Origin of the sequence: Methylonatrum kenyense, from assembly GCF_023195885.1 — a bacterium.
Taxonomy (GTDB): Bacteria; Pseudomonadota; Gammaproteobacteria; order Nitrococcales; family Aquisalimonadaceae; genus Methylonatrum; species Methylonatrum kenyense.
This window is the reverse complement of sequence record NZ_JALPKO010000009.1, coordinates 72,032-95,828: the sequence shown is the minus strand read 5'-3', so window position 1 is coordinate 95,828 and position 23,797 is coordinate 72,032. Positions and strand designations below refer to the sequence as shown.

Genomic DNA, 23,797 nt, shown 5'->3' with positions numbered 1-23,797 from the left:
CTAGACTGCGGGTAGTTGCGGCTGCAGCGCAGATGACGGGACGCGCTGGACACGATGCAGGAAACAATTGGGTTTTCCTTCGCCCGTTGCCGCGATGGTAAACCCCGGCGACTCGCTGTCAACCAGACAAGGATGTCATGGTTAACAACTGGTTCGAGCACTTACTCGATCGCGCCTTTCCAGGCCGCTGCCGCTGTTGCCTGAATCCGGGTATCGGTGGCCTTGATCTGTGCGCCAGCTGTTATCGGGAACTGCCCCGGCTCCGCACGGCCTGCCAGCGCTGCGCCGAGCCACTCTTCCGGCAGGCCATGCTCTGCGGCCATTGCCTGAGCGCGCCACCGGCGTTCTCGATCGCGCGGGTGCCATTCCTGTTCCAACCACCCGTATCGCTCTGGATCAGCCAGTTGAAATATTCCGGGGAGCTGGCGGCTGGCCGTTTACTGGGACGTCTGCTGGCGCGCTCCCTGTCGAAGGCGGACGCCACTGTCGATGCACTGGTTCCGGTGCCGCTGCACCGTGGCCGGCTGCGTGAGCGTGGATTCAATCAGGCCCGGGAGATTGCCCGGGAACTCCACCGAAAGCTGGGCTTGCCGATACTGGACGGCGCACTGAGGCGAACACGCAGCACGCCCCATCAAACGGCCCTGCCACGCATGGAACGACGCCGAAACATGCGCCGGGCATTCACCGCTACACAGGCAGTCGACGGCCTGCGGATCGCCCTGGTCGACGACGTGGTGACAACCGGCAGCACTGCCGATGCGGCTGCCGCCGCGCTGCGCGAGGCCGGCGCCGCGGAGGTGGAGGTATGGGCTGTGGCGCGAACACCGAAAGACCCTTAAGGAAACGCGGATCCATTCGCAGGGGTACGAATGGATCCGCGTCTCGTATAACGCTCGTCGGCCGCGCCCCTGCGGCCGACGTCACTCCGTGGACTGTGCCTCCGCGGTCTGCCTGTCATCACGACCGGATCGGAGGCAAGGCGATCAATGGAACCAGATGCCGCCGATCTCGCCCCGCGGGTCGATCGCCAGTCGGGTGATCAGATCGCCCTCGCCGTCCTCGAAGTGGATGCTCCAGACATGGACCGCCATGCCGTACTGGTCGATCTTGGACAGATAGCGCAGTTCGTAGCCATCAGCGAAACGCCTGCCCAGGTGCTGCTGCACCGAGTCGAACATGGTTTCACTCAGATTCGACTGGAAGGCGTCGTTGCCGTTGCTGATGAAATCATCGTGCTCGCCACCTTTCAGCGCCTCGATCAGCTGCGCCAGATGGGCGTCAGCGTCCTCCGGTGCGGACTCCGCATGAGCTACAGACCCCCCCATCAGCGCCACCGCCATCAAAACCCCGAGTACGCGTTTCTGCCAGTTCGGCATGCTTTCCTCCTGCTGTACTTGTAGTGAAGCCGAGACACTAACAGACAACAGGGGACAGGACGGGGTTCGGCGCTCAGGTTGCCGGCTGTCGCGCACCGGCCTCCTGCTTCCAGCCCTTGACCCGGTCGACGGAAATAACGACCCGCTGACGCTTGAGATCTGCCGTCAGTGCCTCGGGATCAACCGCCGCCAGATCGGAGAAAGTCGTAATCCCCATGTGCCTCAGCTTCTCGGCCATGGCTGGCCCGACACCCTTGATTGCGGTCAGGTCATCGCCGTCGGCTGCGACTTCCTCGGCCACCTCCTCGGTGGTCACCGCCGGTTCAGGGCTGCGTGGTTTCGGTGGTTCGCGGGTCGGAGTGGCCTGCGAACGCGAGGCCGAATCACGCCCTTGCCTGTCAGAGTCCGGCAACCACCAGAACGCCATATCCATCCAGCGCTTCACGAAATCGGACCACATCTGCACGCTCCTTCTCGGTATCGGGTTTGCGGCGGGGCAACGCCAATTCATTCGCGGGTCAAGGTTTCCCCCAGAGTATAGGAGACAAGCGCGTCATTATTGTTGCCGCGCACACAACGCCGGGTGATGCCTTCGGATTTGACGCTCTGCCGACGGCCAGCCATCCTTCTCGGCCCTATTTCGAGCAACTCCAACGGAGGATATTCCCCATGAGCGAACGCATTGTGTTTCGTTCCGGTGAAGCATTGGTTGCCGGCGGCCCCCCGGGAACTGCGGCGGAACCCGAGGTTGTTATCGGTGAACTGGACGGACCGGTGGGTACGGCCCTGGCCACCTTGACCGGTGACCAGGTCAAGGGCCATAGCCGGGTCTTCGCGATCCTCAACACCGACATCATGGTGCGGCCCGTGACGTTGTGCGTGAGCAAGGTCACGGTCAAGAACAGCCGCTACACCAACATCCTGATGGGCACAGTGCAGGCAGCCATCGCCAACGGCGTGCTGGACGCCGTGCGTGCCGGCGACATTCCCAAGGAGAAGGCCAACGACCTGGGCATCATCTGCTCGGTGTGGCTGAATCCGGTGGTTGCCGAGCAGGATGACCTGGACCACAAGGTACTGTTCGACATCCATCGCAAGGCCATGGCACAGGCCATCCACAAGGCCATGCACCATGAGCCCAGTATCGACTGGCTGCTGGAAAACCAGGACAACATCACCCACAAGTACTATCAGATGGGCCTGGACGGAAAGATCTGATGTCAGGCGTTGTGCGGCTGATCAACCAGCCGCACAACTCGCCTTCGAATCCGCTCGACCAGTACCACGCTTATCTCTTGCACTAATTAAGTGCGCTGCCCTATTGTCGTGCATCCGTTCGGCCGGAGCAGACATGGGCAGAAAGAACGAGCGCCGCCGGCGGCGGCTGGTATACGGCATACTTGGGCGCCTGCGATTGAATCGCTGGAGCCGTCGGCATGATCCAACCGTGGTGCTTGCGGTGTTCGGCTTCATCAATGGCGGCATCAGCATTGCACTGCTGGCGACGGTCGCCCTGCTGACGCAGGAAGCCTTTATCTTTCCTTCGCTCGGTGCGACGGCCTTCATCCTGTTCTACGTGCCGACGGCTGCCGCCGCGTCACCCCGAAACACCGTACTTGGTCACCTGATCGGCGCCCTGGCCGGTTGGTTGAGCCTGGCGGTTTTCGGATTGCTGGATGCACCCTCGGCAATGCAGATCGGCGTCGATCTGCCGCGAATCGGCGCCGCTGCGCTATCCCTCGGCGCAGCCAGCGCGATAATGATCCTTTTCCGCGCGCATCATCCGCCGGCCGGTGCCACCGCGCTGATCGTGTCTCTGGGCCTGATGCCCGAGCTTGGCCAGGTTCCGATCCTCATGGGAGCGGTCTGTCTGCTCCTGTTGCAGGCCTGGGCCATGAACCGCCTTGCCGGAATCCCGTATCCGCTTTGGTCACAGCGGTTTGACCATGGCCAGCACCCGCATGCCGCTGCGAGATCGCGGTGATTAGAATCCGATCTGGGTTCGCAGGACCACGATCCGCGCGCTTTCCCGACCGACCGGCACACCATCAATCTCGACATCACCACCCCGCGCCCGCAAATCGACAAGGTTCGCGTAGAAGCGCAGGCGCTCGGTGGCATACCAGTTCAGCGCCAGGGTCACCGCATCCTGGCGCCCGCCGCGAATAGCACCATCGTTGAGATCCAGCCGGCTGTAACGGGCGGCGACCTCCCAAGCGCCGTATGGGCCGCGCGGAATCAAGTCGCGGAACGAGGATCCGTCATAGGCCATCGGCTCGCCGGTGAGGCGATAACTGCTTTCCAGGTACCAGCCATCGAAACTCGGGTTACCGGCCCGACGGCGATCGAGTTGCACCCGGATGTATTCCGCCTGCGTCGTCAGCGCACCAACCTGGAAGGCGGCCTCCAGCCCGCCGGAAAAAGTGTTGGCGACATCCTCGATGGAGCCGGTATTCAGCAGGCGAAAGCGACCCCGGTCCGGCCGTGCCTCGGGCCTGGCGCTATAGGACGGATCGGCCCGGCGGTCGATGTCCTCGTAGGCGGCTGCCGTGGCCAGATGCACGATGCGGTCACCATCATGCAGGGGGTTGAAGACCAGACGCGCGGCCAGGCCGAGCGGCCGGGCATTTCCACTGTCGTTGATGCTGCGGCTATAGAGCATGGTTTGCAGCAGGCCCTGTTCAAAATCCCGCGCGTACCAGAGCCCGAAACGGGTACTGTCGGTGAGGCTCTCGATCGGCGCCGGCCGCTCGGCCAGGGTGAGCCGGCCGGCACTGGTCAGCCGCGACAGACCCAGCGGCACCTTGCGTTCGCCGAGGCTAAGCTCGTGTCGCGCATTCATGTACCGCAGGTAAAGGTTCTCGGCATCTGCATGACCATAGGCGACGTCGTATTCCACCTTGTAGCCCCAGCCGGGATTGCCCTGACCGGTCATGCTGAGCCGGATCGCACGCCAGAAGAAGCCGTCCCGGGGGCTCTGCCGGTCACCGTCGTAATCGATATGCTCCAATTGCACCCGCGCGCCGAACTCCGGCGGCGGTAGCGCCAGCGCCGGCAGCGCCGGGAAAAGCAGCAGCAACAACGCGAAGCGCGGCATCCCGAGGTCCTTCCCGGTCCGTGAAATTGAACGCGACTGTATCAGCCGGCGGTGAACTCGACCTGAGTCCCGCATTCACGGTTCGTTCATCAACGGCAAGGATGCCATCGGTCGTGGGATGGCCAGGCAAAAAAAACCGCCAGTGGGCGACTGGCGGTCAAAAGGGCTCTCATGCGATTCACAGAGGGGGAGAACAAGGAATCCCATGCGGGATCGTCGTTCTCACTGACTCGACTGGCGCCGAGTCATCGCATGCGGTTGAAAAGTCTTCACGGGCTCTTCAACCGCAACCCATTTCTAGCAGCGACCATGCCAAAATGCCGAAATGGCGGCATGAGCGGCCTGTAGACCGATGATGACCGCAAAACCCCGCCTGGAGCGCGTATCGGAATGACACATGTGCCTGCAGCGCCCCGCGCGACCCGAACGGCACAATCAGCCGTCGACAAGGGCTGACAACCGGGCTGGAGACCGGCAAGCTGAGCGGGTCGGGAAAAGCCCGTTTCGGAGCACACGACCGTGTCATGCATCGCCAGTTCGCGGCAGTGCGCCTGCCGACTCGTTGCCGGCGGCCTGCTCTCGCTGCTGCTGGTTGCCTGCGGCAGCCAGGCCGACGAGGTCATCATGGAGCGCAGCGACAAGACCCTGGACGAGGTGCTTTTCGACCTGGAGTTTGCCGCCAGCACGCGCAATTTCGTGATCACCGGCCGCACCCAGTTCGGCGAAGCGCTGGAATCCCGGGGGGTCAATACGCTGCCGGGTGCCACGGTCATCCAGATGTGTGACCTGGACCTGGTGACAACGCTACTTGAGGCGAAACCGGACCTGATTCGCTACATGCCATGCCGGGTAGCCGTCTATCCGGACGGGGATGAGGTCGTGGCAAGTAGCCTGCGCGTACCGGAGGATAACGGCGACGAGCGTGCCGATACGGCAGCGCGCCGGCTGAACGAGACGATGCACGCGATTATTCGGGAGGGAGTGGAATGAAGCGAAGGTTTCAGGCTTCAGTTTTCAGACAGGGCGCCCAAATTCCGTTTTCGCAAGCGGAACGTGAAGATCTCAAGATCAAGCTTCGACCGAATAGTGCTGCGTCGACTTCGCCTCCTCGAAAAAACGAAGTCGATGGTTTGTCTGAACACTGAAACCTGAAAACTGACCTCTTAAGCTTTATTCCACCGCCGAGAAATCAAAGTCGGAGATGCGCGGGCTGACGGTCAGGGCCTCTCGAAACTCGTGGCCCTCGCTGTCGTTGACCAGCACCGTCACGTCCTGCTCGCCCTGCAGGCCCGAAGCCAGTCTCAGGCTCGGGTCACGACTCATGGCGATGGTCAATTCGGCACGCATCACGCGTTCACCGTCGGCCAGCACCTCGACATCCTTGACGTAGTGCGCGCGCCGGTAAAGCCGCGTGACCTGATCCATTTGCATGCCCGAGAAGTTCGGATGCCGGATGCCGACCTGCAGATCGGCGCCACCCTTGTCGCCACGATCCCAGGCTCGGACCCGAATCTGACCCATGTCCTTCAGCGCCTCTTCGTCATCGGCGCTGACCGGTGCACTGCAACCGCCGCTGGCCCGCACATGTTCACGCACCATATACAGGGAACCATCCTCGGTCTCGGCGACCACCCGCACATGCGAATAGGCGTTGACCCGCACCCGCGTCGACAGATCGATGCTGCCGGCGGCAGGCCCGTATTCGAACATGCCGGCGAGCGGCACCGGATTGCTGTCAACGATCAGCCAGACACGGGAAATCGCCGGATCACCCTCGCTGCGCCGATCCTCAACCCCGATTGGCACCAGGGCCGCATCCGAGGCCCGGAAAGGAGCCTGCAGCGCCATCAGATGGTCGCCTTTGTCGATAGCCCGATCGCCGAACAGGTCATCGCGAACCGCGTCCCAGCGCTCCTCATCCTGATCGACCGCGAACGCGGGCATCGCGAAGCAGGCGATGAACAACAGATTCAACACGCGCGGCATGGCGCACCCTCCCGGAAATCACTCCCATTCCAGTTCTGCAAATGCAGACTGGACGTTGCCTTCATGATACTCCTCGAAAAGTTGCCATGCATCGCGCTCGTCGCGTCCGACATGACGAAGGGCCTGGTCGATCGTCGCGCCGGCATCAATGACCTGGCGTGTCTGGTCCCGCAACACCTCGAGATACCGCTGCTGGTCGGCGGCCGCCTCCGGCCAGTCGAGGCTGACCGGTCCGTGCCCCGGCACCACTCGCTCGGCGTCGATGTCGCGCAAGTCGTCCATCACGGCCAGCCAGCCCAGCAGGCTGCCATCCAGCGACGGGATGCGGTCGACAAACAGCAGGTCGCCCAGCCATAGCGTTCCGGTGGCCTGGTCCAGCACCACCAGATCCGTATCGGTGTGGGCGGTGGGCATGGCCTGGAGCCGCAGAACGCGACCACCGAGATCGAGTTCCATACTGTCCTCAACCGCGCGATCCGGCGGCACGATGACGTTTTCATCCAGCTCGGTATCCAGCATCCGCGCCATGGCCTCGCGGTAATACTCGCCACGGGCGGACAGCTGGGCAGCCAACCGATGGTGGCCGATGAACTCGGCACCTGAATCGACGAAGGCGTTGTTACCGAACACATGGTCGGGATGAACATGCGTGTTGATGACATGACAGATCGGCTTTTCGGTACGCTGTTCCACGGCTGCGCGCAGGTCCTCGCCCACCGCCGGCGACCCACCCGTATCGATCACGGCAACACAGTCATCACCGATCACGAAGCCGATGTTGGCGATATCGCCACGATTGCCGGAATCCACATCCTCGTGCACTCCCTGATGCACATAGATGCCGTCGGCGAGTTGCTCCATGGCCAGGCCGTTGGTGCCGTGAACCGAGAGGGGCAAGCCGACAGTCAACAGAAAAACGCAGATCGATCTCATCATGGTGACTCCCGTCGCCGGGCGCAGCCGGCGACTGGCACGGCTGGAATGTCGTCGAAGCACGACAGATCCCCGGCTTGACGCAGGCACCCCCGCCAGCCATAGCTAGGGGAGCAATTGGCAATTTCCCGGAAACCCGAATGTAGAACAACGGGGGTTTCGTTGCAGGTGCGAATCCGGCGCGACGTTTGCATGTTCACCTGCCGACTATTGAACGTCCACGCAAGACAAGGAGGTAGAGCATGCTGGAATGGGCACTGATATTCCTGGTTGTGGCGCTGGTCGCCGGGGTACTCGGTTTCACCGGCATTGCCGGCGTCGCGGCCTCGTTTGCGAAGATCCTTTTCTTCATTTTCCTGGTGCTGTTCCTGGCGGCGATCATCTTCGGCGGCGTCTCCGCGCCACCGGCCTGACCGCTGTGCCGGATGACCGCCGGAGGCGTTGATGGCTGAGCAGGGTCCTCCGTCTCTGTTCAGCCAGACTGAACGAAAACTGCTGCGCGTCACCGCGATGTTGGCCACCGGCGTCGTGCTGGCCGGGCTGATCGTGTTGATCGTCTGGGTGCTCGCCCAGCTGATGGCCACGTTCTACGGCATCCTGCTGCCGCTGTCGGTGGCAGGGGTCATGGCGCTGGTGCTGTTTCCCGTGGTCGACGCGCTGGAGGAGAAGCTCCGCATCGGCCGCCTGCCGGCGGTCATCCTGCTGTTCGTGGTGTTCCTCGGCCTGATTGCACTCGGGCTGACCGTGGTCCTGCCGACGGCGGTGTCACAGCTGGCGCAATTTTTCGACGATGCGCCAGATACCTTCTCGCGCTGGCAGAACCAGTTCGCCACCCGCTTTCCAGACCTGGCCGCGATGGTGACGGCGCGGATGGACGAGGACGACCTGGGGGACCTGCTGCCGGAAATGGATGATGCCCGTGAGCAACTCATGGGTTACCTGGAAACGCTGGTCGGCCTGGCCTTCGTGCCGCTGTTCCTGTTCTTTGCCCTGCTTTCCGGCCGGCGCATGCAGAAACCCTTCGACGAAGCGTTGCAGGTGTTCCGTGAAGAAACGCGCAAGGACATCCTTTACCTGAGCTCGGTGTTCATCAGCTACGTTACCGGTTTTTTCCGCGGCCAGCTGATCATCGCAATGATCATGGGCGTTTTGCTGGCGGCAGGGTTCACCCTCGCGGGCCTGCAGGCCGCGATTCCGATCGGGCTGTTTCTCGGCCTGCTGAACATCGTGCCGTTTCTCGGCATCATCATCGGCCTGATCGTGACCGTCCCGATGGCCTACCTGCAGCCCAGCGGCGGTGCGGACCTGGTGCTCTACGTGCTGCTGGTGTTTGCCGTCGTGCAGCTGATCGAAAGCTGGATACTGACGCCGAAGATCATGGCCGATCGCTCCGGCCTGCATCCGGCGCTGGTGGTTATTTCCATTTTCTTCTGGGGCATCGCGCTCGGCGGCATTATCGGCATGATTCTCGCCGTGCCCCTGACTGCCTTCGTGATCACGCTTTGGCGGCATCTGAGCAATCGCTTCATGTCGCAGGTGATGCTCGACGAACAGACCGCGGAAACACTGTACAGACCGCCGGATAATATTGACGAGCCATAGTCAGAAAGGCTTCGCCACGTCATTATTCAGCTATGGACATCCATCGGGGCCTTGCCACCAACTCGAGCCACCCACGACGACAGGAGAGACTGTCATGGCGACGCAGAAAGAGACCTCCAGAACCACCGAGCGTGCCGCCGAGAAGGCACACGAGACCGTCGACCGGGTCGCTGAAAAGGCGGCAGCGGCGGAAGAGAAGATTCGTGATCGTGCAGCCAGCGCCGATGAACAGGTGCGCGAGCGCGCACACCAGGCGCGCGACCGCTCCGACGAGTTGATCAACAACGTCGTCACCTTCGTCCGCGAAAACCCGCTCACCTCACTCGGCCTGGCGTTCGCCGCCGGCTCGCTGTTCTCGTCCTTCAACCGGCGGCGCTGAACCGGCAATGCAGGACGAGCGAGAAGCACGCGTCGAAGCCGAGCCGAAAGGCGGCGCGACACCGACACAAGGTGACGCGCTGATCGACCTCGGGCGGACAGTTGCCGGCGTGCTTCGCGACAGTGCCGAGCTGTTCGCCACCGATGCCAGGCTTGCCCTGCGCAGCGCGCTGCTGCTGCTGGTTTGCGCCCTGATCCTGGCGATTCTGGCGGTAAGCGTCTGGTTGTACCTGAGCGCGGCACTGGCGCTGGCTGCAGCCGAACTTGCCGGCTGGTCACTGTGGTTGGCGGCGCTGCTGGCAGCAGGCGTCAACCTGCTCGCCGCAGGCGGGCTGGCGCTATGGGCCCGCAGCATGTTGCGGGACCTGGGCTTCCGCGAAAGCCGTGCGGCGCTCGCCGAGGCTCTGGGCCGGCAGGCGGAAGACCGGAACAATGGGTAACGCGCAACTGCGCCAACGGGCCCGCGCACTCCGGCTGTCGATCCGCGATGACATGCAGACGCTGCGTCGGCACCGCCACTGGTGGGGCCGGCGCATTCTGCGCCAGGCGCTGACACCAGCCGGCCTTGCACGGGCCTTCCTCGCCGGATTCCTGTTCCAGCAGTTCCGGCCACTTGTCACGCGACTGCTTGGCTCGGTGTTGGCGCTTGCGCCGTTTGCGAAAAAGACCCTGAGCCGCTGGGGGCTCCTGCGCAAGGCGCTCGGCTGATAACATCAGTCGCAGGGTGTGCCAATTTGGCACATGCGCCGCCAATTTCCGTTTCCCGCCGGCGTTTTCACGGAGTCATCCGTACAGAACCGGGATCCGCGACCTGGCCCGTTCCGTGCAGTGAATTCCGGGGAATCGTTTTCGCACTCAAGGGAGAACGTCATGAAATCAACGCACCAATTGCTGCTACTCCTGTTGCTGGCCGTATTCACGATCGTGCCGCTGAGCGGTTGTGACGATCAGGGTCCGGCGGAAGAGGCCGGTGAGGAGATCGATGACACCGTGGAAGACATTGAGGACGAGTTCGACGACTGAGCGGATGGTTTCTTGAAACGTTGGAGTCATTGCGGCCCGTCAGCACTGGCGGGCCTTTTTTTGTCTGCCTGCATCGCCAGTCGCGCCGCGCCATAGGCGGGCTCAACCGTCGCAAGATTGTGCACCGGAATGCCGAGGATGCGTTGCCGAATCTGCCGCCAGGCCTCGTTACGTGCGCCGCCACCGACAGTCAGCACAGACGCCGGCTGCGGCGCCCCCAATTGGACAAGCCTGTGGTATGCATCCGCCTCGATCCTTGCCATTGCCTCCAGCATGCCCTGAAGGAACCGGACCGGATCGGTCGGCCGGGGTTCAAGTCGGGGCTGCAGCTCGGGCGCGTTCCACGGGAAGCGCTCCCCGGGCCGGCGCAGAGGATAGTAATCCAGTTCGGTCGGTCGCCCGGGATCCAGTTGCTGGCTCAAGTGATCAACTTCCGACCTGGAAAAATAACCGGCAAGCACCCCTCCACCGGTGTTTGACGCCCCGCCCACCAGATAATGTCTGCCCAGACGATGGCTGTAGACGCCATGCTCCGGAGAAAAGACCGGTCGCGGCGAGACCAGCTTCACCGCAAGCGTGGTACCGAGCGATGTAACGGCATCGCCGACCTGGCCAGCGCCCGTGGCAAGGAATCCGGCGATGCTGTCGGTGGTGCCCGCTGCGACCAGGCAGTCCGGTGGGATACCGAGCTCGGCCGCCACGGTTGCCGTCACCCCACCCAGCGGGGCACCGGGCGGAACGGCGGGCAGCAAACAGGCGGACGGTAGGCCACAGCTCAGGATCCACCTCGGCCAGCAACGTTCCACCGGATCATAACCAAGCTTCAGGGCGTTGTTCTCGTCCGTTGCAGCCAGCCGGCCAAGCAGGCAGGCGGCAAGCCAGTCGGCCTGAGTTGCCAGACGGACCGAGGACGGTTCGGCAAGCCCTTCCAGCAAGGCCAGCCCACGACCCAGCCCGGAACCGCTACCGCGGGCTGCGGTTACCTCGGGGGCATCTGCCTCGATCCGACGCAGGAATTGCGCTGGCGCAGGCATGTCGTAGGCCTGCGCTGGCGATACGGCTCTGGCCTCGGGCGTCGCCAGCAGCACGGTTCCGGACGTGCCGTCGATGGCCAGCGCCGCCAGCCGCCGGCGATTCCTCGGTGCTAGCGAAGACAGCAGGCGGCGCAGTGCCTCCCACCAGACCGCAGGGTCTGCCGGCATGCGACCAGCTGGCCAGGCCTCGCCATGGCGTTCGACGCAAAAACCGGCACGGTCCCCCAGCCAAAGCCGGATGCCCGAAGTGCCGACATCGATTCCGGCATAAAGCGCCGCGTCATCCATTCAAATTCTCCGCGCTGCCGCCGACAACTACTCCAGGGAAACGCTGATTTATTCCCGCGTCTGCGCCCGAGACCGGTTTTGGTCATCTGGCAAGGCGCGGTGCCGGTTCGGTAGCTTGAGCTACCAGGCTGGTGACGCAACGCCGCCAGGGGCCAAAACCGGCCGGGGCTTAGGCAAGCATGCGCCGGCGGCAGGCCACCGAGGGCCTCAACGAGAGGCTCGGACCAGCTGCGAACCACCGTCTCCCGCGTTCAGCTTTGAGGCCGCCCGCCTGCGAACCCGGGCCACAACGCGATACTATGCGACTTATGGAAACACTGACCCGAGCGGATCCGTGCCCGGGTCGCAGCCTGCCGGACCACCATGAATAATCAGCAGCCGCTGTCCACGTTTCGCATCCGCGAGTCGCTCCGCTTCCAGTCACGCCACGCGGCGAAAACCGTTGCCAAGCTGCTCGCGCTCAGCGCCGGCCTGCTGGCTGGCCTTCTCCTGCTCACCCTTCCGCTGGACGTTTCACTGGCCGATCTGACCCGTGATCCGCAGGATATCCTCGACGCACCCTGGCATGTGGGCCTGCTGTCGAATCTCGGAATCGGCCTCTGGGCCGCCGCCGCTGCCATCTGTTTTTTCACTGCGGCAGTCAGGGACGCGCCACGCAACGAGCCCAACCGCCGGGTGACCCGCTTCCTGCTACTGGCCGCCTGCATCACCTCGGCGCTGATGCTCGATGATCTGTTTCAGCTCCATCGGCAACTGTTGCCCGGACAACCGCTGACCAGCCGGCTACTGGTAGTTGGCCTCGCGGTAAGCATGATCGGTCTGTGGCTGTGGCAGTATCGACGCATCATCGCCCGCACCGAGAACCTGCTGCTGCTCATCGCGCTGGCGGCTTTCGCCGCGTCCTTGCTGGTGGACACCAGCGCACGCCTGCTGGCACCGGACCTGGTCGCCGCGGCGGGCCTGCATCGGGGCGAAACCCTGTATTTCCTGGTCGAGGACGGCGCCAAGTTCATCGGCATTCTGTTCTGGCTGGCCTACCTCTGCCGTGCCTGCCGTCAGTGCCTATATCAGATACGATAACCATTCTGCCGGTCCGGGGAGACCCGTGATGCGCCCGCATGCCCGCGTTTTCACCCTGATTGTGCTGCTGCTTGCCGGCGGACTGCCGCTGCTCGCGGACGCTTCCATTCGTTGCGGGGGCAATATCGTGCAGCGGGGCGACAGCACCTTCGATCTGCTGGCCATCTGTGGCGAACCGACGCTGCGCGAGCCGGTCCGCTTCAGCCTGTTACCGGACGGCCGCAGCGCCATCGCAGTCGAACGCTGGTACTACAACCGCGGGCCGCAACGCCTGGTGCGCATCGTCGACATCCGTGACGGGCGGGTACAACGCATCGACAGCGGTGGCTATGGATTCAACCGTGTGCCCGGCTCGCGTTGTCCGGCGCAACAGCTTCAGCGCGGCATGAACCGGCTCGAATTGCTGGCCCGCTGCGGCGAGCCGGATGCCACGCAAACACTGGAGATCGGCCGCTTCAAGCCGGGACATGCGCGGCGCCTGGTGGCAGTGCGCGAGGAGTGGTATTACGACTATGGCAGCGGTCAGATCCCGCGCATCGTGCATTTACAGGCTGGCAAGGTGATTCGCGTGGAGCAGGGTCGCCGGCGCTGACCCAATAGGTCCGCAAACTCCATGGACTGGATTCCCGCTGAACTCGGTCTGCTATCGGTGCTGGTGTTGCTGGCCTCGAGCCTGCTCACATCAATGCTGTCAGCGGCGTTCGGCCTCGGCGGCGGCGTCGCGCTGCTGGCGATGATGACCCTGTTTCTGCCCATCGCCACCGTCATTCCGCTGCATGGCGTGATTCAGGCCGGCTCGAACCTGAGTCGATTGGCACTGCTGCTGCAACACGTCGACTGGCGCAGCGTGATCGCCTTCGCTGTTGGCACACTGCTCGGCACGTTCGCCGCCAGCCTGGTGCTGATCGAACTGCCGGAGGGTCTGCCCGAACTGATTCTCGGCCTTTTTATTGTGTGGTCGCTGTCCGGCCTGCAACCGCGACTGGCGGCCGGCCAACAGCGCCTGAGCCTGGCACTGGGCGGCATTGGTACCGGCTTCGCGACCCTGTTCGTCGGCGCGACAGGACCGCTGGTGGCAGTGGTGCTGCGCATCCTGCAGCTGCAGCGCCACCGCCATGTTGCGACCTTCGCCGCCTGCATGGTGTTGCAGCACCTGACGAAGATCGTGGCCTTTGCAATGCTGGGCTTCAGTCTGGCGCCATGGCTGCCGTTTCTGGCGGGTATGCTGGCCGCGGGCCTGATAGGTACCTGGCTGGGACGGCATATCCTCGACCGACTCGACGAATCCGTGTTCCGCTACGGGCTGGGCGGCATACTGGCCCTGCTGGCGGCCCGACTGATCTACCAGGGTATCCAGGGGCTGGTCGGTCATGGATGACGTGGCGTGCTGAGCGAACGAATTGCCAATACCTTCCTGGTCTGGGTCCTGCTGGGCGCCGTTATCGGGCTGTTGGTGCCGGCCTGGCTGCAGCCGCTGAGCGGCTGGATTCCGCCATTGCTGGGACTGGTCATGCTTGGCATGGGCATGACCCTGAAGCTGGCTGACTTCAGCCGCATCGTCAGACGACCCGGTCCGATTTTTCTCGCCGCCGCACTGCAGTGGACCGTGATGCCACTGGCGGCCTGGCTGCTTGCCATGCTCCTGAACCTGCCGCCGCTACTGGCCGCGGGTCTGATTCTGGTCGGCGCAGCCCCCGGCGGTACCGCCTCCAATGTGGTCACGCTGCTGGCCCGGGGCGACGTCGCCCTGTCTGTCAGTATCACCGCCCTCACGACCGTGGCAGCACCGCTGATCATGCCCCTGTGGATCCTGCTGTTGCTTGGCGAAACCATTGATGTCCGATTCGGCACACTGGTCGGTCAGATCGCTCTGATCGTGTTGCTACCGGTACTCACCGGGCTGATTCTTCGGCACTGCCTGGACAGGCTGGCGCCCTCGGTCGGGCTGGGCCTGCTGCGGGTCTTCCCGGCCTTGAGCGCACTGGCCGTGGCCCTGATCGTTGCCATCATCGTGGCGGCAAACAGCGGCCAGCTTGTGCAACTGTCGCTTCCGCTGGTCAGCGCGGTCATCCTGCATAATGGCATTGGCCTGCTGGCCGGTTTCCTGATTGCCGGCCGGCTCGGCCTGGCTCCGGCGGTCACCCGCAGCTGCGGATTCGAGGTCGGAATGCAGAACAGCGGTCTGGCCGTGACCCTGGCCATGGCCCATTTCGGCCCCGGCGCCGCCCTGGCCGGGGTGCTGTTCAGCGTCTGGCACAATATCAGCGGCGCCGCGCTTGCCGGCTGGCTGCGGCGCCGCCCCCTTGAAAGCAGCGCCGATCATCATCACGTCTCCCGGTGAGGCCATACAGGCAGTGAAGCGACACGAAGGAGGTGGAAGGAAACACTGATCTAATTTTGCGTCTGCGTTGGTGTCCGCATTTTTTCCGAGGCAAGGCGCGCTGCGCAGTGCCGCAGTGGTTCTGCGGTTAAGCAGCGTAACGCAGCAGTCGGGGAAAATGCGGCCCAACCCAAAGGGCCCGGCCGGTTTTGGCCCCTGGCTGTGTTGCGCCGCCGGCCCCGTAGCTCTAGCTACCGAACCGGCACCGCGCCTTGCCAGATGACCAAAACCGGCCTCGGGCGCAGACGCGAAATTAGATCAGTGTTTCCTTAAATGTTGCGCCGACTGACGACATTGGCACTCGCGCTGGGACTTGCGCTCAGCATTCCATTCGCGGCAAGCGCCGAGCCGCAGGAGCGGCTGGAAAGGATTCACGAGGCGATGAACGATGACGAGGTGACGCAGGAGCTGGAAGCCTCGGAAAAGGAATTCGTTCAGATCCTGAGTGCCGAGGCCCAGGAACACTACCTGGCGCAGGATCGGGATTACGCCAACCAGGCGCTGGATCGGGCTGAAGAGATTCTCGATATCTGAACCGGCCCTGCCAGCAACGAAAAAGCCCGCACCTCCAGTGCGGGCTTTTTTGATTGGCGGCTCATCCGCTCAACGGCCCGAGCCACGACGTTGTCCACCACGGGACCGTTCACCCCCCTGCCGCTGCGGCGAACCGCGACCGGCGCGTCGCTCGCCACCCCGCTGGGCGCGTCCGGAACTTCCGGAAAAGGATCTCTCGCGCTGGGCGCCGCCACTTCGGCCCTGGCCCCGTTGCTGTCTGGCACCGGAATCCCGCGGCCGCTGCTGCCGACTGCGTTCGGAACGCTGCTGGCGCTGAGCGGAACCCGAACCACCACGAAAACCCCTGCCATCGCGGCCAGTGGCGCGTTGCTCACGCCGCTGATGACCCCGCTGCGGCGCAGTGCTTTCACGTCGTTGTTGCCAGTCCCGGGACCCGGAACGCGACTGCTGTTGACGGCCGAACTGCTGCTGGTGGCGCTCCCTGGCGGTGTTGGGCGCCTGCTGACGCTGGCTGCTCCACCGGCGCGTCGTACCGTCCTGTTGCCGACGGTCGCGAATCTGACCGCTCTGCAGGCGGGAAGGCGGACGTCGCCGCTGGTACTGATTGCGCGAATCCTGTCGCCGCGTTGAAGCGGAGCGACGTTCGCCGTGGCGCCCGGAAGGCCGGAAATCCCGCCCCCGATGGACATTACGGGGCGAACCGGCCGTGCGCCGATGCGACCAGCGCTGCGCTCGGTGTCCGCTGCGCAGATGGCGCACCGATTTCGGCGGACGCAATGAGCGGCTGCCGGAATGGACCGATATGACGGTGACGTGTCGGTGCCGCCAGTCGAGCACCGAGGAGAAAAAGAACCCCGAAACCGGGTAGGCCTTGCCCCAGTAAAAGCCATGGTGGGGCCGGTAGCGAGGCGGTGGCGACCAGTAGACCGGCGGATAGGCCGAATGCCACCAGCTGCCGTAGACATACCGCGGATCGTAGTAGGGCACATGCACCACATGCACTTCCCGCGGCTCGATGTAGATCACCTCCCGCTCGCGGATAATCTCGACATGCTGGTCCGATTGCAGTTCGCCGGCCTGGTAGGCTCGCTCCCGCAGGTACTGGACGCGATCCAATACCCGGCCCTCGTCCATCATGACCGCCTCGCCCAGCAGGGAGGTCCAGGTCAGGTCCTGATCCATGCGCTGCAGAACCTGCGGAAAGGCCACCAGGGCCTGCACACTGGGATCCCAGTCCTGCCCGGCAGCGGCCTCGACCGCCGCACTGCCATCAAGACCAGGACGCTGCCTCGACCAGCGGGCCGCGTCCACGACCTGGACGGGATACGTGGAAGCGATAAGGATCTGCGACAGCAAGGTGTCGGGATACAGCGCTACCGGGGCAAGCGCCTGATCCAACTCGGCATCGGATACCGGTTGGAACTCCTGCTGCGCCGAGGCGGCGAAGCTCGGCAGCAGGAGCAGCACAAGCAGGGCAGGATAAAACCGGCGCAACCACATGGGAAGCCTCCCCGCCGTCGGCTTCCTGCACGGCGTCCATGATCGCGGGGCTCGGATTGAAACCCCACTGCAGCGGCGCGGATCACCACTGCTTCATGTCACTGTAGGCCGACAGCGCGCCTAGCGGTTCCCGAAAGGCACAGATACGGGAAAATTTCCCGGAACGATTTATGCCTGCTCGTCGCCGGACTGCACCTGCTCCATCCATTGCTCGACGGTGATCTCGCCGCCACTGCGCCGGACCTGCTCCGCTTCGTGCGGACGCAGCACATCCTGCACCGCATCGGTCCGTTTCCAGCCCGCCACCGGCGTCTCGCAGGAATCTTTCGGCACGTAACGGGATTGCTGCACCTTCTGGTAACGATGGATGTAGCGCGGGCAGTTCTGCCACAGCTCGGTCACACGGACGCGGACCACCAGTTCCGCCTCTTTCCACTGTTCCTTGAGCGGGTCATCGATTGCCACCGAGGCGACACCCTGCAACCGGATCCGGTGCGGCTTCTCGAAATCGATGAACAGCATGCCAACCTGGCGGTTCTCGGCGATGTTGCCCATGGAGTAATACATGCCATTGCCATCATAGCTGGGGAAGGCCAGCTCACGGTCGCCGATGACGCGGACGAAACCCGTGTCACCGCCCTTGTAGGACACGGTGGGCCGTCCTGCCTGGTCGACCGTGGACAGGAAGAACATGTCCCGTGACTCAATGAAGGCACGCACGTCCGGCGCAAATTCGGTCGTTACTGCCAACTCCTCAATGCGATCGGCCATCCGCCGCGTATCGAACTGATCCTGGAGGGTCCGATGCGCCTCGCCATACAATCTGCTCATACTGTCTCCCCCGGGGCTCGATGTGTTTTCGGCTGAACCCGTCCGGTCGCCGGCCGGTCCAATCGGCCACACACTGACAGAATGCCTGAAGTTCCTGGAGAAACCATGACTGCGAAACGGTTTGCATTGTTACTGGGGCTGACCCTGATGCTGTCGACGGCAGGGCAGACTGTTCACGCGGGCGGCGAGTTCATGCCCGAGCAGGTTCAGTTCAAACCCTGGCTCTACACCGGCGGGCAACCCGACGCGGGACAACTCGAAACAGCATCCGAGGCCGACATCGAGGCCGTAATCGATCTGCGCCCACGGGACGAAACACCCGATTTCAATCAGCGTGAAATAGCCGAGGCCCTGGGAATGGACTATCGCTACCGTCCCATTCAGGGGGCGACCGACCTGACCCGGGACAGTGTCGAATGGCTGGACCAGCAGCTCGCTGAGCTGGAGGGTTCGCCGACCCTGCTGCATTGTGCGAGCGGTAACCGGGTCGGCGCTCTGATGGCACTTCGCGCGCACTGGCTGTACGACGAATCGCCGGAGGACGCCCTGACGATCGGGAAAGAGGCGGGGCTCACCGGGCTGGAGGATGATGTCCGCCGCCTGCTCGGCCTGGAGTAACCGGACCAACCGAATAGTGCAGCGGCCGTGAAAAAGGCACCGGTGGCCGAAACATCGGCCGCCGGTGCTGGCCATGCTCAAGACCCGTCAAATGGCGTCTGAATGAAGCTCTCCCGTTGCTGGAAGGCCTCCCACCAGCGAGCCACCTGCGGATGGTCAGCCAGCAGCCGCTCCGCCTCCGGTGTCATCGCGACATAGGCCATGATCGGCGCAAGGTAGAAATCCGCCACGCTGATCGTGTCACCGGCCAGCCATTTCGCGTTTTCGAGGGCCGCATTCAGCAGACCGAAGTGCTTGCGTACCACAGGCATGCCGTCCCGCACCGCCTGCTCGTCACAGGGTTGGTCCATCCGTGGATTAACCACGCGCTGCCAGACGAGCGTGCCGACCACGTCGGGATACAGGTAATTGTCGATCACGTTCATCCATTGGCGCATACGTGCACGCTCCACCGGGTCTTCCGGAAAGCGTGCCGGCGTCGGCTGATGCGCCTCCAGCAATTCGACGATCGCAGCAGTCTCGAACAGCGTGACACCGTCCACCTCAAGCGCCGGGATCTTGCCGAAGGGATGGCGTCGCAGGTGCGCTTCCGACTGGCCTTCGCCGGTCAGGATGTTGACCGGCACCAGTTCATAGTCCAGGCCTTTCTCCTGCATCAGCATCCGCACTGTGCGCACGTAGGTGCTGTAGGCCCCACCAAAAAGCGTGTACTTCGCCATACTGCATCCTCCTTTTGCTGTCGCAATACGAAAAAGCCCCGGCAAGCGCGGCTTACCGGGGCCTGAAGCGGCTCACCCGCTATCAACGCATGGCGTTTAGTCGGTCACCTCGACCTCACGGGAGGCAACGATCTCGACTTCCACGCGACGGTTGGGTTGCAGGCAGGCGATCAGTTCATCGCGCGGCTTGTCTTCGCACTGCACGACCGGCGCATTCTCACCCATGCCGCGGCCGCTGATGTCGATGCCGCGGAAGGCATCCCGCTCACGCAGGTAGTTGACCACGGATTCGGCGCGACGCTCGGACAGGCCCTGGTTGTATTCGGCAGAACCAATGCGGTCTGTATGACCGGTAATGCGGATGCTCTGCACCTCGACGTCGTCATCGGCGACTTCGCGGGCAAGGCGATCCAGTTCGCGGCGGCCCTGAGAGGTGAGCTCGGAGGAATCGAAACCGAACAATGCGCCCGCTTCCAGGGTCTCGGTACGGGTTTCGGTGCGGGTTTCAACACGTGGCTCCGGCTCCGGTTCCGGCCGCTCCACCAGATCCGGATGGCACTCTTCGATGGCATCCGCCTCGGTCCAGCTGGTGTGAACCCAGCAATCGCCAGAGGCGTTGCGCCAGACTTCACCATCGGAATTGGTCACATACTTGCTGCGATCGCCCTCGGCGAAGGCATTACCACCAGCGAGCAGCATCGCCGTACCAGCAAAAATGGCGAGCAGGCCTTTCAGTCCGTGTTTTTTCATTGTCTTGCTCCATCAATCCCATAACGCTCTGTAGAAACCAAGACGACTGGCACGTCTGTGAACCAGTCGGCAGTTCTCTGACCACATCGCACAGGTTAGACCAGTGCGCCCTCCGCAGCCAAGAAAAACGCGTTGGACCGTGGGCCCGAACCCTAGGGAAGCACTGATCTATTCTCGGGCGCAGGCGCGAGAATAGATCAGTTCCTCCCTAGGCAGTTGCCTCGACCCGCAATTCCAGAACCCGGGCCAGGGCATCCGCACAGCGTTCAACGTATTGCGCGCGGCAGCTCTCGCCCATCAGGCCGATGCGCCATACCGACCCGGCCAGCGGGCCCAGTCCGGCACCGATTTCTATGCCGTCGTTCTGCAGCAGCGCCAGACGCGCGGCGGCGTCGTCCACGGCTGCCGGGATCCGTACGGTATTCAACTGCGGAAGGCTCTCCTCCTTCGGAACCAGATACTCCAGGCCAAGTGACTCCAGCCGGCCACGCAGATCGGCCGACAGCCGGGCATGCCGATCCCAGACCGACTCCAGACCTTCCTCCCGCATGGCGAGCAAGGCCTCATGCAGGCCATAGAGGGCGTTGACCGGTGCCGTATGATGATAGCTGCGCCGTCCCTCGCTGCCCCAGTAATTCATCACCAGACGAAAATCCATGAACCAGCTTTGCACCGGCGTACGACGCTGACGAATGCGTTCCGCCGCCGCGTCACTCATCGTGACCGGTGACAACCCCGGCGGTGCGGACAGGCATTTCTGGGTTCCTGAATAGGCGGCATCCACACCCCAGGCATCGATTTCCACCGGCGTGCCGCCCAGCGAGGTCACGCAGTCCATCAGGCTCAGGCAATCGTAGCGGCGCGCGAGCTCCGCCAGGGCTTGGCCGTCGGACTGGGCGCCGGTGGATGTCTCGGCCTGGACGAAGGCCAGAAGCGATGCCTCCGGTGTCTGCTTCAGGGTGTCTTCCACCTTCCGCGGATCGACCGCACGCCCCCACTCGTCATCCACCACCACGGCACGGGCACCGAGGCGTTCGACCATTTCCACCATGCGCTGGCCGAACACGCCGTTACGACAGATCACCGCGGTATCGCCGGGCTCCAGGAGGTTGGCAAAGCAGGCCTCCATGCCCGCCGTACCGGGCCCGGACACCGGCATGGTCAGGGTGTTGCTGGTGCGAAACACCCAGCGCAGCAAGCCCTTGAGATCGTCCATGAATTCCATGAACGCGGGATCCAGATGCCCGATGGTTGGTCGGGCACCGGCATCCAGCACCCGCTGTGCGACATTGGAAGGTCCAGGCCCCATGAGCAGACGCTTTGGCGGCATAAATGCATTGTTGGACATAATTCACCTGACAACAGATCAAGATACCGAGACGCCGGAAAGGGCCGCAACGCCCCCCGGGGCCGGCACTGCGGGAATGCGCTGATGGAACAAAGCGCCGGCAAGAAACCGCTCGCGACCGTTTCTGCCTGGCTGGCCTCCGAATTCATTCAGCATCACCCGAGCGGTGTCGCATACACAGTCGAAGAGACGCGGAGCGATTTCCGTCGGCGCCCGATAACGGGCCCCACCGTTTGCCGGCAAACCGACGAAGGTTAGCAGGACTCGCAAGGAATTGCTGATTCATTCCCGCGTCTGCGTTGGAGTCCGCATTTTTCCGAGCAAGGCGCGCTGCGCAGCGCCGCAGTCATTCTGCGGTCAAGCAGCGCAACGCAGCAATTCCTGCCCGAATGCCTGACACGCCGCAGCATGAGACGCCCGTCGCAGCAGCCGCCGGGGACGCTGGGCACCCTTGTCACATCACACATAAGGAGCACACCGAGCAATCATGGCCGCCGTTGACCCTGGTCTGCTTCAAGGGCTGAATCCCTTGCGTGATCTGCGACCGGCGGTCGTCCGGATGGGCACGACGGACGGCCGGGAGGCCGCCACAGCGCACGCCCTGGCGAGTCAGTTCAAGGGGCCGAATCGGGCGCAGACCCTGTTCGCCGGATGCCCGTCCTCAGAGCCAGGATGGGGGCTCGGTTCCGGCTGGAAACAAGGCGCGATACGGATAGGCATCGAACAGGACTTCCATCCACTGGATTCGTCCGTCGAGGACCCGGCTCCAGATCACCGCATCGACCCGGACCCTGGAGGAAATCTGAATGTGGACCGACAGGATATGGCAGAGATCATTGCCATCAGCAAAGGCCTTGCGGATCTCCATGCGTTGAACGATACCGGTGCGGTAGGTCATGTCGGCGATAAAGCTGTCCGCATCCGTAAACTCGCTGATCGGGCTGCGATAATGAAAACCCTCATCCGCCAGGCAAGCACGCGCACCTTCCGGATCATGCATCTCGATCGCCTGCAGGAACGTCTCGACCAGCCCTTGGGCCCCGCCCGCCTGTTGCACCATCCGATGTCTGCCTCCCGTGCCGGATATCGAAGCCTTGCAAAGCCCTTCCAGAGTCTACAGCAGACTTTGTCCAGGCAGCACAAACACCGGTCATGACGCCCGGGGGCACCGATCAACTGGTGCTGCTCGGCGGTGGCCATAGTCACCTCGAAGTGTTGCATCGTCTACGTCGGCAGCCGGCGGGCCAACCCTGTATGCTGGTCAGCGACAACCGCTTCAGCCTGTATTCGGGGATGCTGCCGGGGTACCTGGCTGGCCACTACCGGCGCGACCAGATCCGTATCGACCTGGCACGGCTGGCCCGGTCCAGCGGCGTCAACGTTATCTGGCGACGCGCCATCGCCCTGGATCGCAGGCGCCGGCGCCTGCTGCTGGACGACGGCACCGAACTCGGCTATGGACTTCTCTCGATTAATACCGGCGCATCACCGGCGGTAGCTACAATTCCCGGCGCCGCCAGATACGCGATCGCGGTCAAGCCCCTGCACGGCTTTATCGGTCGGATACAGGCATTGCTGACTCAGGCATCGGCTCCCGGTCAGGGACCATTGACGATTGTGGGCGGCGGCGCAGGCGGTGTGGAGCTGGCGCTGGCCCTGCATTACCGTTTCCGCCCCTGGCCAAAGCCGCCGGCGATCCGACTGATCAGCGGCCGGCGCGGTCTCCTGCCCGGGCATAACCATCGCGTCCGGGCGCTGGCCCGAAAACACCTGCAACAGGCAGGAATCACGACCATCGACGGACAGCACGTCACGCGCATCGGACCGCAATACCTGCAATTGGACAACGCATCCGAGATACCTTCCGCACTGACGCTGCTGGTCACAGCCGTCAGGGGGCCGGACTGGCTTCGGAATACCGACCTGGCGCTGGATTCACACGGTTTCATCCGCACGCATGCGAATCTGCGGAGCATCAGCGATGAGGCGATTTTCGCTGCCGGTGACATCGCCAGCATCGAGCAACACCCACTGAGCAAGGCCGGCGTGTACGCAGTGCGGCAGGGGCCGGTGCTGAGTGCCAACCTGCGGGCAGCCGCAACGGGCGGGAAACTGCGCTGCTTCCAGCCCCGACAAACAGTGCTTGGCCTGATCACTACCGGACCACGGCACGCCATTGTCTCCTACGGTGGTTGGGCCGCCGAGGGGCGTTGGGCCTGGCACTGGAAGAACATGCTGGACCAAGGTTTCATCGCCCGTTATCGGAGGCATGGCCACTGACCCCTGGGCCTCGGCCAAGGCAGCCGATGGCAAGCGTGCCATGCTGGTTGGAGAC

29 protein-coding genes are annotated in these 23,797 nt (G+C 63.5%); 17 read left to right on the top strand and 12 right to left on the bottom strand.

Annotated features, from left to right (window positions below):
* Positions 1-137 precede the first annotated feature (137 nt).
* Positions 138-842, top strand: coding sequence for a ComF family protein (locus tag M0534_RS11315; RefSeq protein WP_248568540.1), 705 nt, complete (start codon positions 138-140; stop codon positions 840-842).
* 144 nt (positions 843-986) lie between these two features.
* On the opposite strand, the gene M0534_RS11310 is transcribed toward M0534_RS11315, so the two are convergent.
* Together M0534_RS11310 and M0534_RS11305 are read right to left on the bottom strand one after the other, a co-directional pair.
* The gene (locus tag M0534_RS11310) at positions 987-1,379 is read right to left on the bottom strand and encodes a hypothetical protein (protein WP_248568539.1); all 393 of its coding nucleotides are present in this window, start codon (positions 1,377-1,379) and stop codon (positions 987-989) included.
* Between the two features lie 73 nt (positions 1,380-1,452).
* Positions 1,453-1,839, bottom strand: a complete 387-nt coding sequence (locus M0534_RS11305) for a DUF4332 domain-containing protein (protein ID WP_248568538.1) — start codon at positions 1,837-1,839, stop codon at positions 1,453-1,455.
* A gap of 209 nt (positions 1,840-2,048) precedes the next feature.
* Here M0534_RS11305 and M0534_RS11300 point away from each other — a divergent pair, with 209 nt between their 5' ends.
* The gene (locus M0534_RS11300; RefSeq protein WP_248568537.1) at positions 2,049-2,597 is read left to right on the top strand and encodes a formaldehyde-activating enzyme; all 549 of its coding nucleotides are present in this window, start codon (positions 2,049-2,051) and stop codon (positions 2,595-2,597) included.
* A gap of 133 nt (positions 2,598-2,730) precedes the next feature.
* A complete protein-coding gene (locus M0534_RS11295; RefSeq protein ID WP_248568536.1) occupies positions 2,731-3,363 on the top strand; it encodes an HPP family protein in 633 nt (210 codons plus the stop codon).
* On the opposite strand, the gene M0534_RS11290 is transcribed toward M0534_RS11295, so the two are convergent.
* Complete coding sequence (locus tag M0534_RS11290; protein ID WP_248568535.1) at positions 3,364-4,476, bottom strand: OprO/OprP family phosphate-selective porin; 1,113 nt, start codon at positions 4,474-4,476, stop codon at positions 3,364-3,366.
* A gap of 519 nt (positions 4,477-4,995) precedes the next feature.
* On the opposite strand from M0534_RS11290, the gene M0534_RS11285 reads away from it, so the two are divergent.
* Positions 4,996-5,466, top strand: coding sequence for a DUF302 domain-containing protein (locus M0534_RS11285; RefSeq protein ID WP_248568534.1), 471 nt, complete (start codon positions 4,996-4,998; stop codon positions 5,464-5,466).
* Between the two features lie 180 nt (positions 5,467-5,646).
* Here M0534_RS11285 and M0534_RS11280 read toward each other — a convergent pair whose 3' ends face one another.
* Both M0534_RS11280 and M0534_RS11275 read right to left on the bottom strand, forming a co-directional pair.
* Positions 5,647-6,462: a quinoprotein dehydrogenase-associated SoxYZ-like carrier gene (locus M0534_RS11280; RefSeq protein ID WP_248568533.1), complete on the bottom strand. Its 816-nt coding sequence runs from the start codon at positions 6,460-6,462 to the stop codon at positions 5,647-5,649.
* An 18-nt stretch (positions 6,463-6,480) separates the two neighbouring features.
* Complete coding sequence (locus tag M0534_RS11275) at positions 6,481-7,398, bottom strand: quinoprotein relay system zinc metallohydrolase 2 (RefSeq protein ID WP_248568532.1); 918 nt, start codon at positions 7,396-7,398, stop codon at positions 6,481-6,483.
* Positions 7,399-7,637: 239 nt separating this feature from the next.
* Here M0534_RS11275 and M0534_RS11270 point away from each other — a divergent pair, with 239 nt between their 5' ends.
* The 6 genes from M0534_RS11270 to M0534_RS11245 all read left to right on the top strand — a co-directional run bounded on the left by M0534_RS11270 (position 7,638) and on the right by M0534_RS11245 (position 10,398).
* Positions 7,638-7,808, top strand: coding sequence for a DUF1328 domain-containing protein (locus M0534_RS11270; protein WP_248568531.1), 171 nt, complete (start codon positions 7,638-7,640; stop codon positions 7,806-7,808).
* 31 nt (positions 7,809-7,839) lie between these two features.
* Positions 7,840-8,997, top strand: coding sequence for an AI-2E family transporter (locus M0534_RS11265; RefSeq protein ID WP_248568530.1), 1,158 nt, complete (start codon positions 7,840-7,842; stop codon positions 8,995-8,997).
* Between the two features lie 94 nt (positions 8,998-9,091).
* Positions 9,092-9,376 carry a hypothetical protein gene (locus M0534_RS11260; protein WP_248568529.1) on the top strand — a complete coding sequence of 95 codons (285 nt, stop codon included), beginning with the start codon at positions 9,092-9,094 and terminating at the stop codon, positions 9,374-9,376.
* 7 nt (positions 9,377-9,383) lie between these two features.
* Positions 9,384-9,815 carry a phage holin family protein gene (locus M0534_RS11255; protein ID WP_248568528.1) on the top strand — a complete coding sequence of 144 codons (432 nt, stop codon included), beginning with the start codon at positions 9,384-9,386 and terminating at the stop codon, positions 9,813-9,815.
* The gene (locus M0534_RS11250) at positions 9,808-10,083 is read left to right on the top strand and encodes a hypothetical protein (protein ID WP_248568527.1); all 276 of its coding nucleotides are present in this window, start codon (positions 9,808-9,810) and stop codon (positions 10,081-10,083) included. The genes M0534_RS11255 and M0534_RS11250 overlap by 8 nt, the downstream gene beginning before the upstream one ends.
* A 162-nt stretch (positions 10,084-10,245) precedes the next feature.
* Complete coding sequence (locus M0534_RS11245; protein ID WP_248568526.1) at positions 10,246-10,398, top strand: hypothetical protein; 153 nt, start codon at positions 10,246-10,248, stop codon at positions 10,396-10,398.
* A 26-nt stretch (positions 10,399-10,424) separates the two neighbouring features.
* On the opposite strand, the gene M0534_RS11240 is transcribed toward M0534_RS11245, so the two are convergent.
* Positions 10,425-11,720 (bottom strand): FGGY-family carbohydrate kinase, encoded by a 1,296-nt coding sequence (locus M0534_RS11240; protein WP_248568525.1) that lies wholly within the window; start codon positions 11,718-11,720, stop codon positions 10,425-10,427.
* A gap of 363 nt (positions 11,721-12,083) precedes the next feature.
* On the opposite strand from M0534_RS11240, the gene M0534_RS11235 reads away from it, so the two are divergent.
* The 5 genes from M0534_RS11235 (at position 12,084) to M0534_RS11215 (ending at position 15,714) form a co-directional block, all read left to right on the top strand.
* Positions 12,084-12,800, top strand: coding sequence for a hypothetical protein (locus M0534_RS11235; protein WP_248568524.1), 717 nt, complete (start codon positions 12,084-12,086; stop codon positions 12,798-12,800).
* A 28-nt stretch (positions 12,801-12,828) separates the two neighbouring features.
* Positions 12,829-13,392 (top strand): DUF2845 domain-containing protein, encoded by a 564-nt coding sequence (locus tag M0534_RS11230; protein ID WP_248568523.1) that lies wholly within the window; start codon positions 12,829-12,831, stop codon positions 13,390-13,392.
* A gap of 21 nt (positions 13,393-13,413) precedes the next feature.
* Positions 13,414-14,178: a sulfite exporter TauE/SafE family protein gene (locus M0534_RS11225; protein ID WP_248568522.1), complete on the top strand. Its 765-nt coding sequence runs from the start codon at positions 13,414-13,416 to the stop codon at positions 14,176-14,178.
* 6 nt (positions 14,179-14,184) lie between these two features.
* Positions 14,185-15,141 (top strand): bile acid:sodium symporter family protein, encoded by a 957-nt coding sequence (locus M0534_RS11220; RefSeq protein ID WP_248568521.1) that lies wholly within the window; start codon positions 14,185-14,187, stop codon positions 15,139-15,141.
* Between the two features lie 312 nt (positions 15,142-15,453).
* A complete protein-coding gene (locus tag M0534_RS11215; protein ID WP_248568520.1) occupies positions 15,454-15,714 on the top strand; it encodes a hypothetical protein in 261 nt (86 codons plus the stop codon).
* A gap of 69 nt (positions 15,715-15,783) precedes the next feature.
* Here M0534_RS11215 and M0534_RS11210 read toward each other — a convergent pair whose 3' ends face one another.
* Positions 15,784-17,196 (bottom strand): DUF3300 domain-containing protein, encoded by a 1,413-nt coding sequence (locus M0534_RS11210; RefSeq protein WP_248568519.1) that lies wholly within the window; start codon positions 17,194-17,196, stop codon positions 15,784-15,786.
* Positions 17,197-17,364: 168 nt separating this feature from the next.
* On the bottom strand, positions 17,365-18,027 hold the full coding sequence (locus tag M0534_RS11205; protein ID WP_248568518.1) for a pyridoxamine 5'-phosphate oxidase family protein: 663 nt from the start codon (positions 18,025-18,027) through the stop codon (positions 17,365-17,367).
* A gap of 105 nt (positions 18,028-18,132) precedes the next feature.
* Between M0534_RS11205 and M0534_RS11200 the strand changes: the two genes are divergently transcribed.
* Entirely contained in the window at positions 18,133-18,645 is a 513-nt protein-coding gene (locus tag M0534_RS11200; protein WP_248568517.1) for a protein tyrosine phosphatase family protein, read from the top strand.
* Positions 18,646-18,722: 77 nt separating this feature from the next.
* Here the strand turns inward: M0534_RS11200 and M0534_RS11195 are convergent, their stop codons facing one another.
* The 4 genes from M0534_RS11195 to M0534_RS11180 all read right to left on the bottom strand — a co-directional run bounded on the left by M0534_RS11195 (position 18,723) and on the right by M0534_RS11180 (position 22,522).
* Positions 18,723-19,364 carry a glutathione S-transferase family protein gene (locus M0534_RS11195; RefSeq protein ID WP_248568516.1) on the bottom strand — a complete coding sequence of 214 codons (642 nt, stop codon included), beginning with the start codon at positions 19,362-19,364 and terminating at the stop codon, positions 18,723-18,725.
* A 96-nt stretch (positions 19,365-19,460) separates the two neighbouring features.
* Entirely contained in the window at positions 19,461-20,114 is a 654-nt protein-coding gene (locus M0534_RS11190; RefSeq protein ID WP_248568515.1) for an OmpA family protein, read from the bottom strand.
* 208 nt (positions 20,115-20,322) lie between these two features.
* Positions 20,323-21,423: a pyridoxal-phosphate-dependent aminotransferase family protein gene (locus M0534_RS11185; protein ID WP_428348807.1), complete on the bottom strand. Its 1,101-nt coding sequence runs from the start codon at positions 21,421-21,423 to the stop codon at positions 20,323-20,325.
* A gap of 700 nt (positions 21,424-22,123) precedes the next feature.
* Positions 22,124-22,522 (bottom strand): nuclear transport factor 2-like protein, encoded by a 399-nt coding sequence (locus M0534_RS11180; protein ID WP_248568513.1) that lies wholly within the window; start codon positions 22,520-22,522, stop codon positions 22,124-22,126.
* A gap of 92 nt (positions 22,523-22,614) precedes the next feature.
* Here M0534_RS11180 and M0534_RS11175 point away from each other — a divergent pair, with 92 nt between their 5' ends.
* Positions 22,615-23,742, top strand: a complete 1,128-nt coding sequence (locus M0534_RS11175) for an FAD-dependent oxidoreductase (protein ID WP_248568512.1) — start codon at positions 22,615-22,617, stop codon at positions 23,740-23,742.
* The last annotated feature ends 55 nt before the right edge of the window (positions 23,743-23,797 follow it).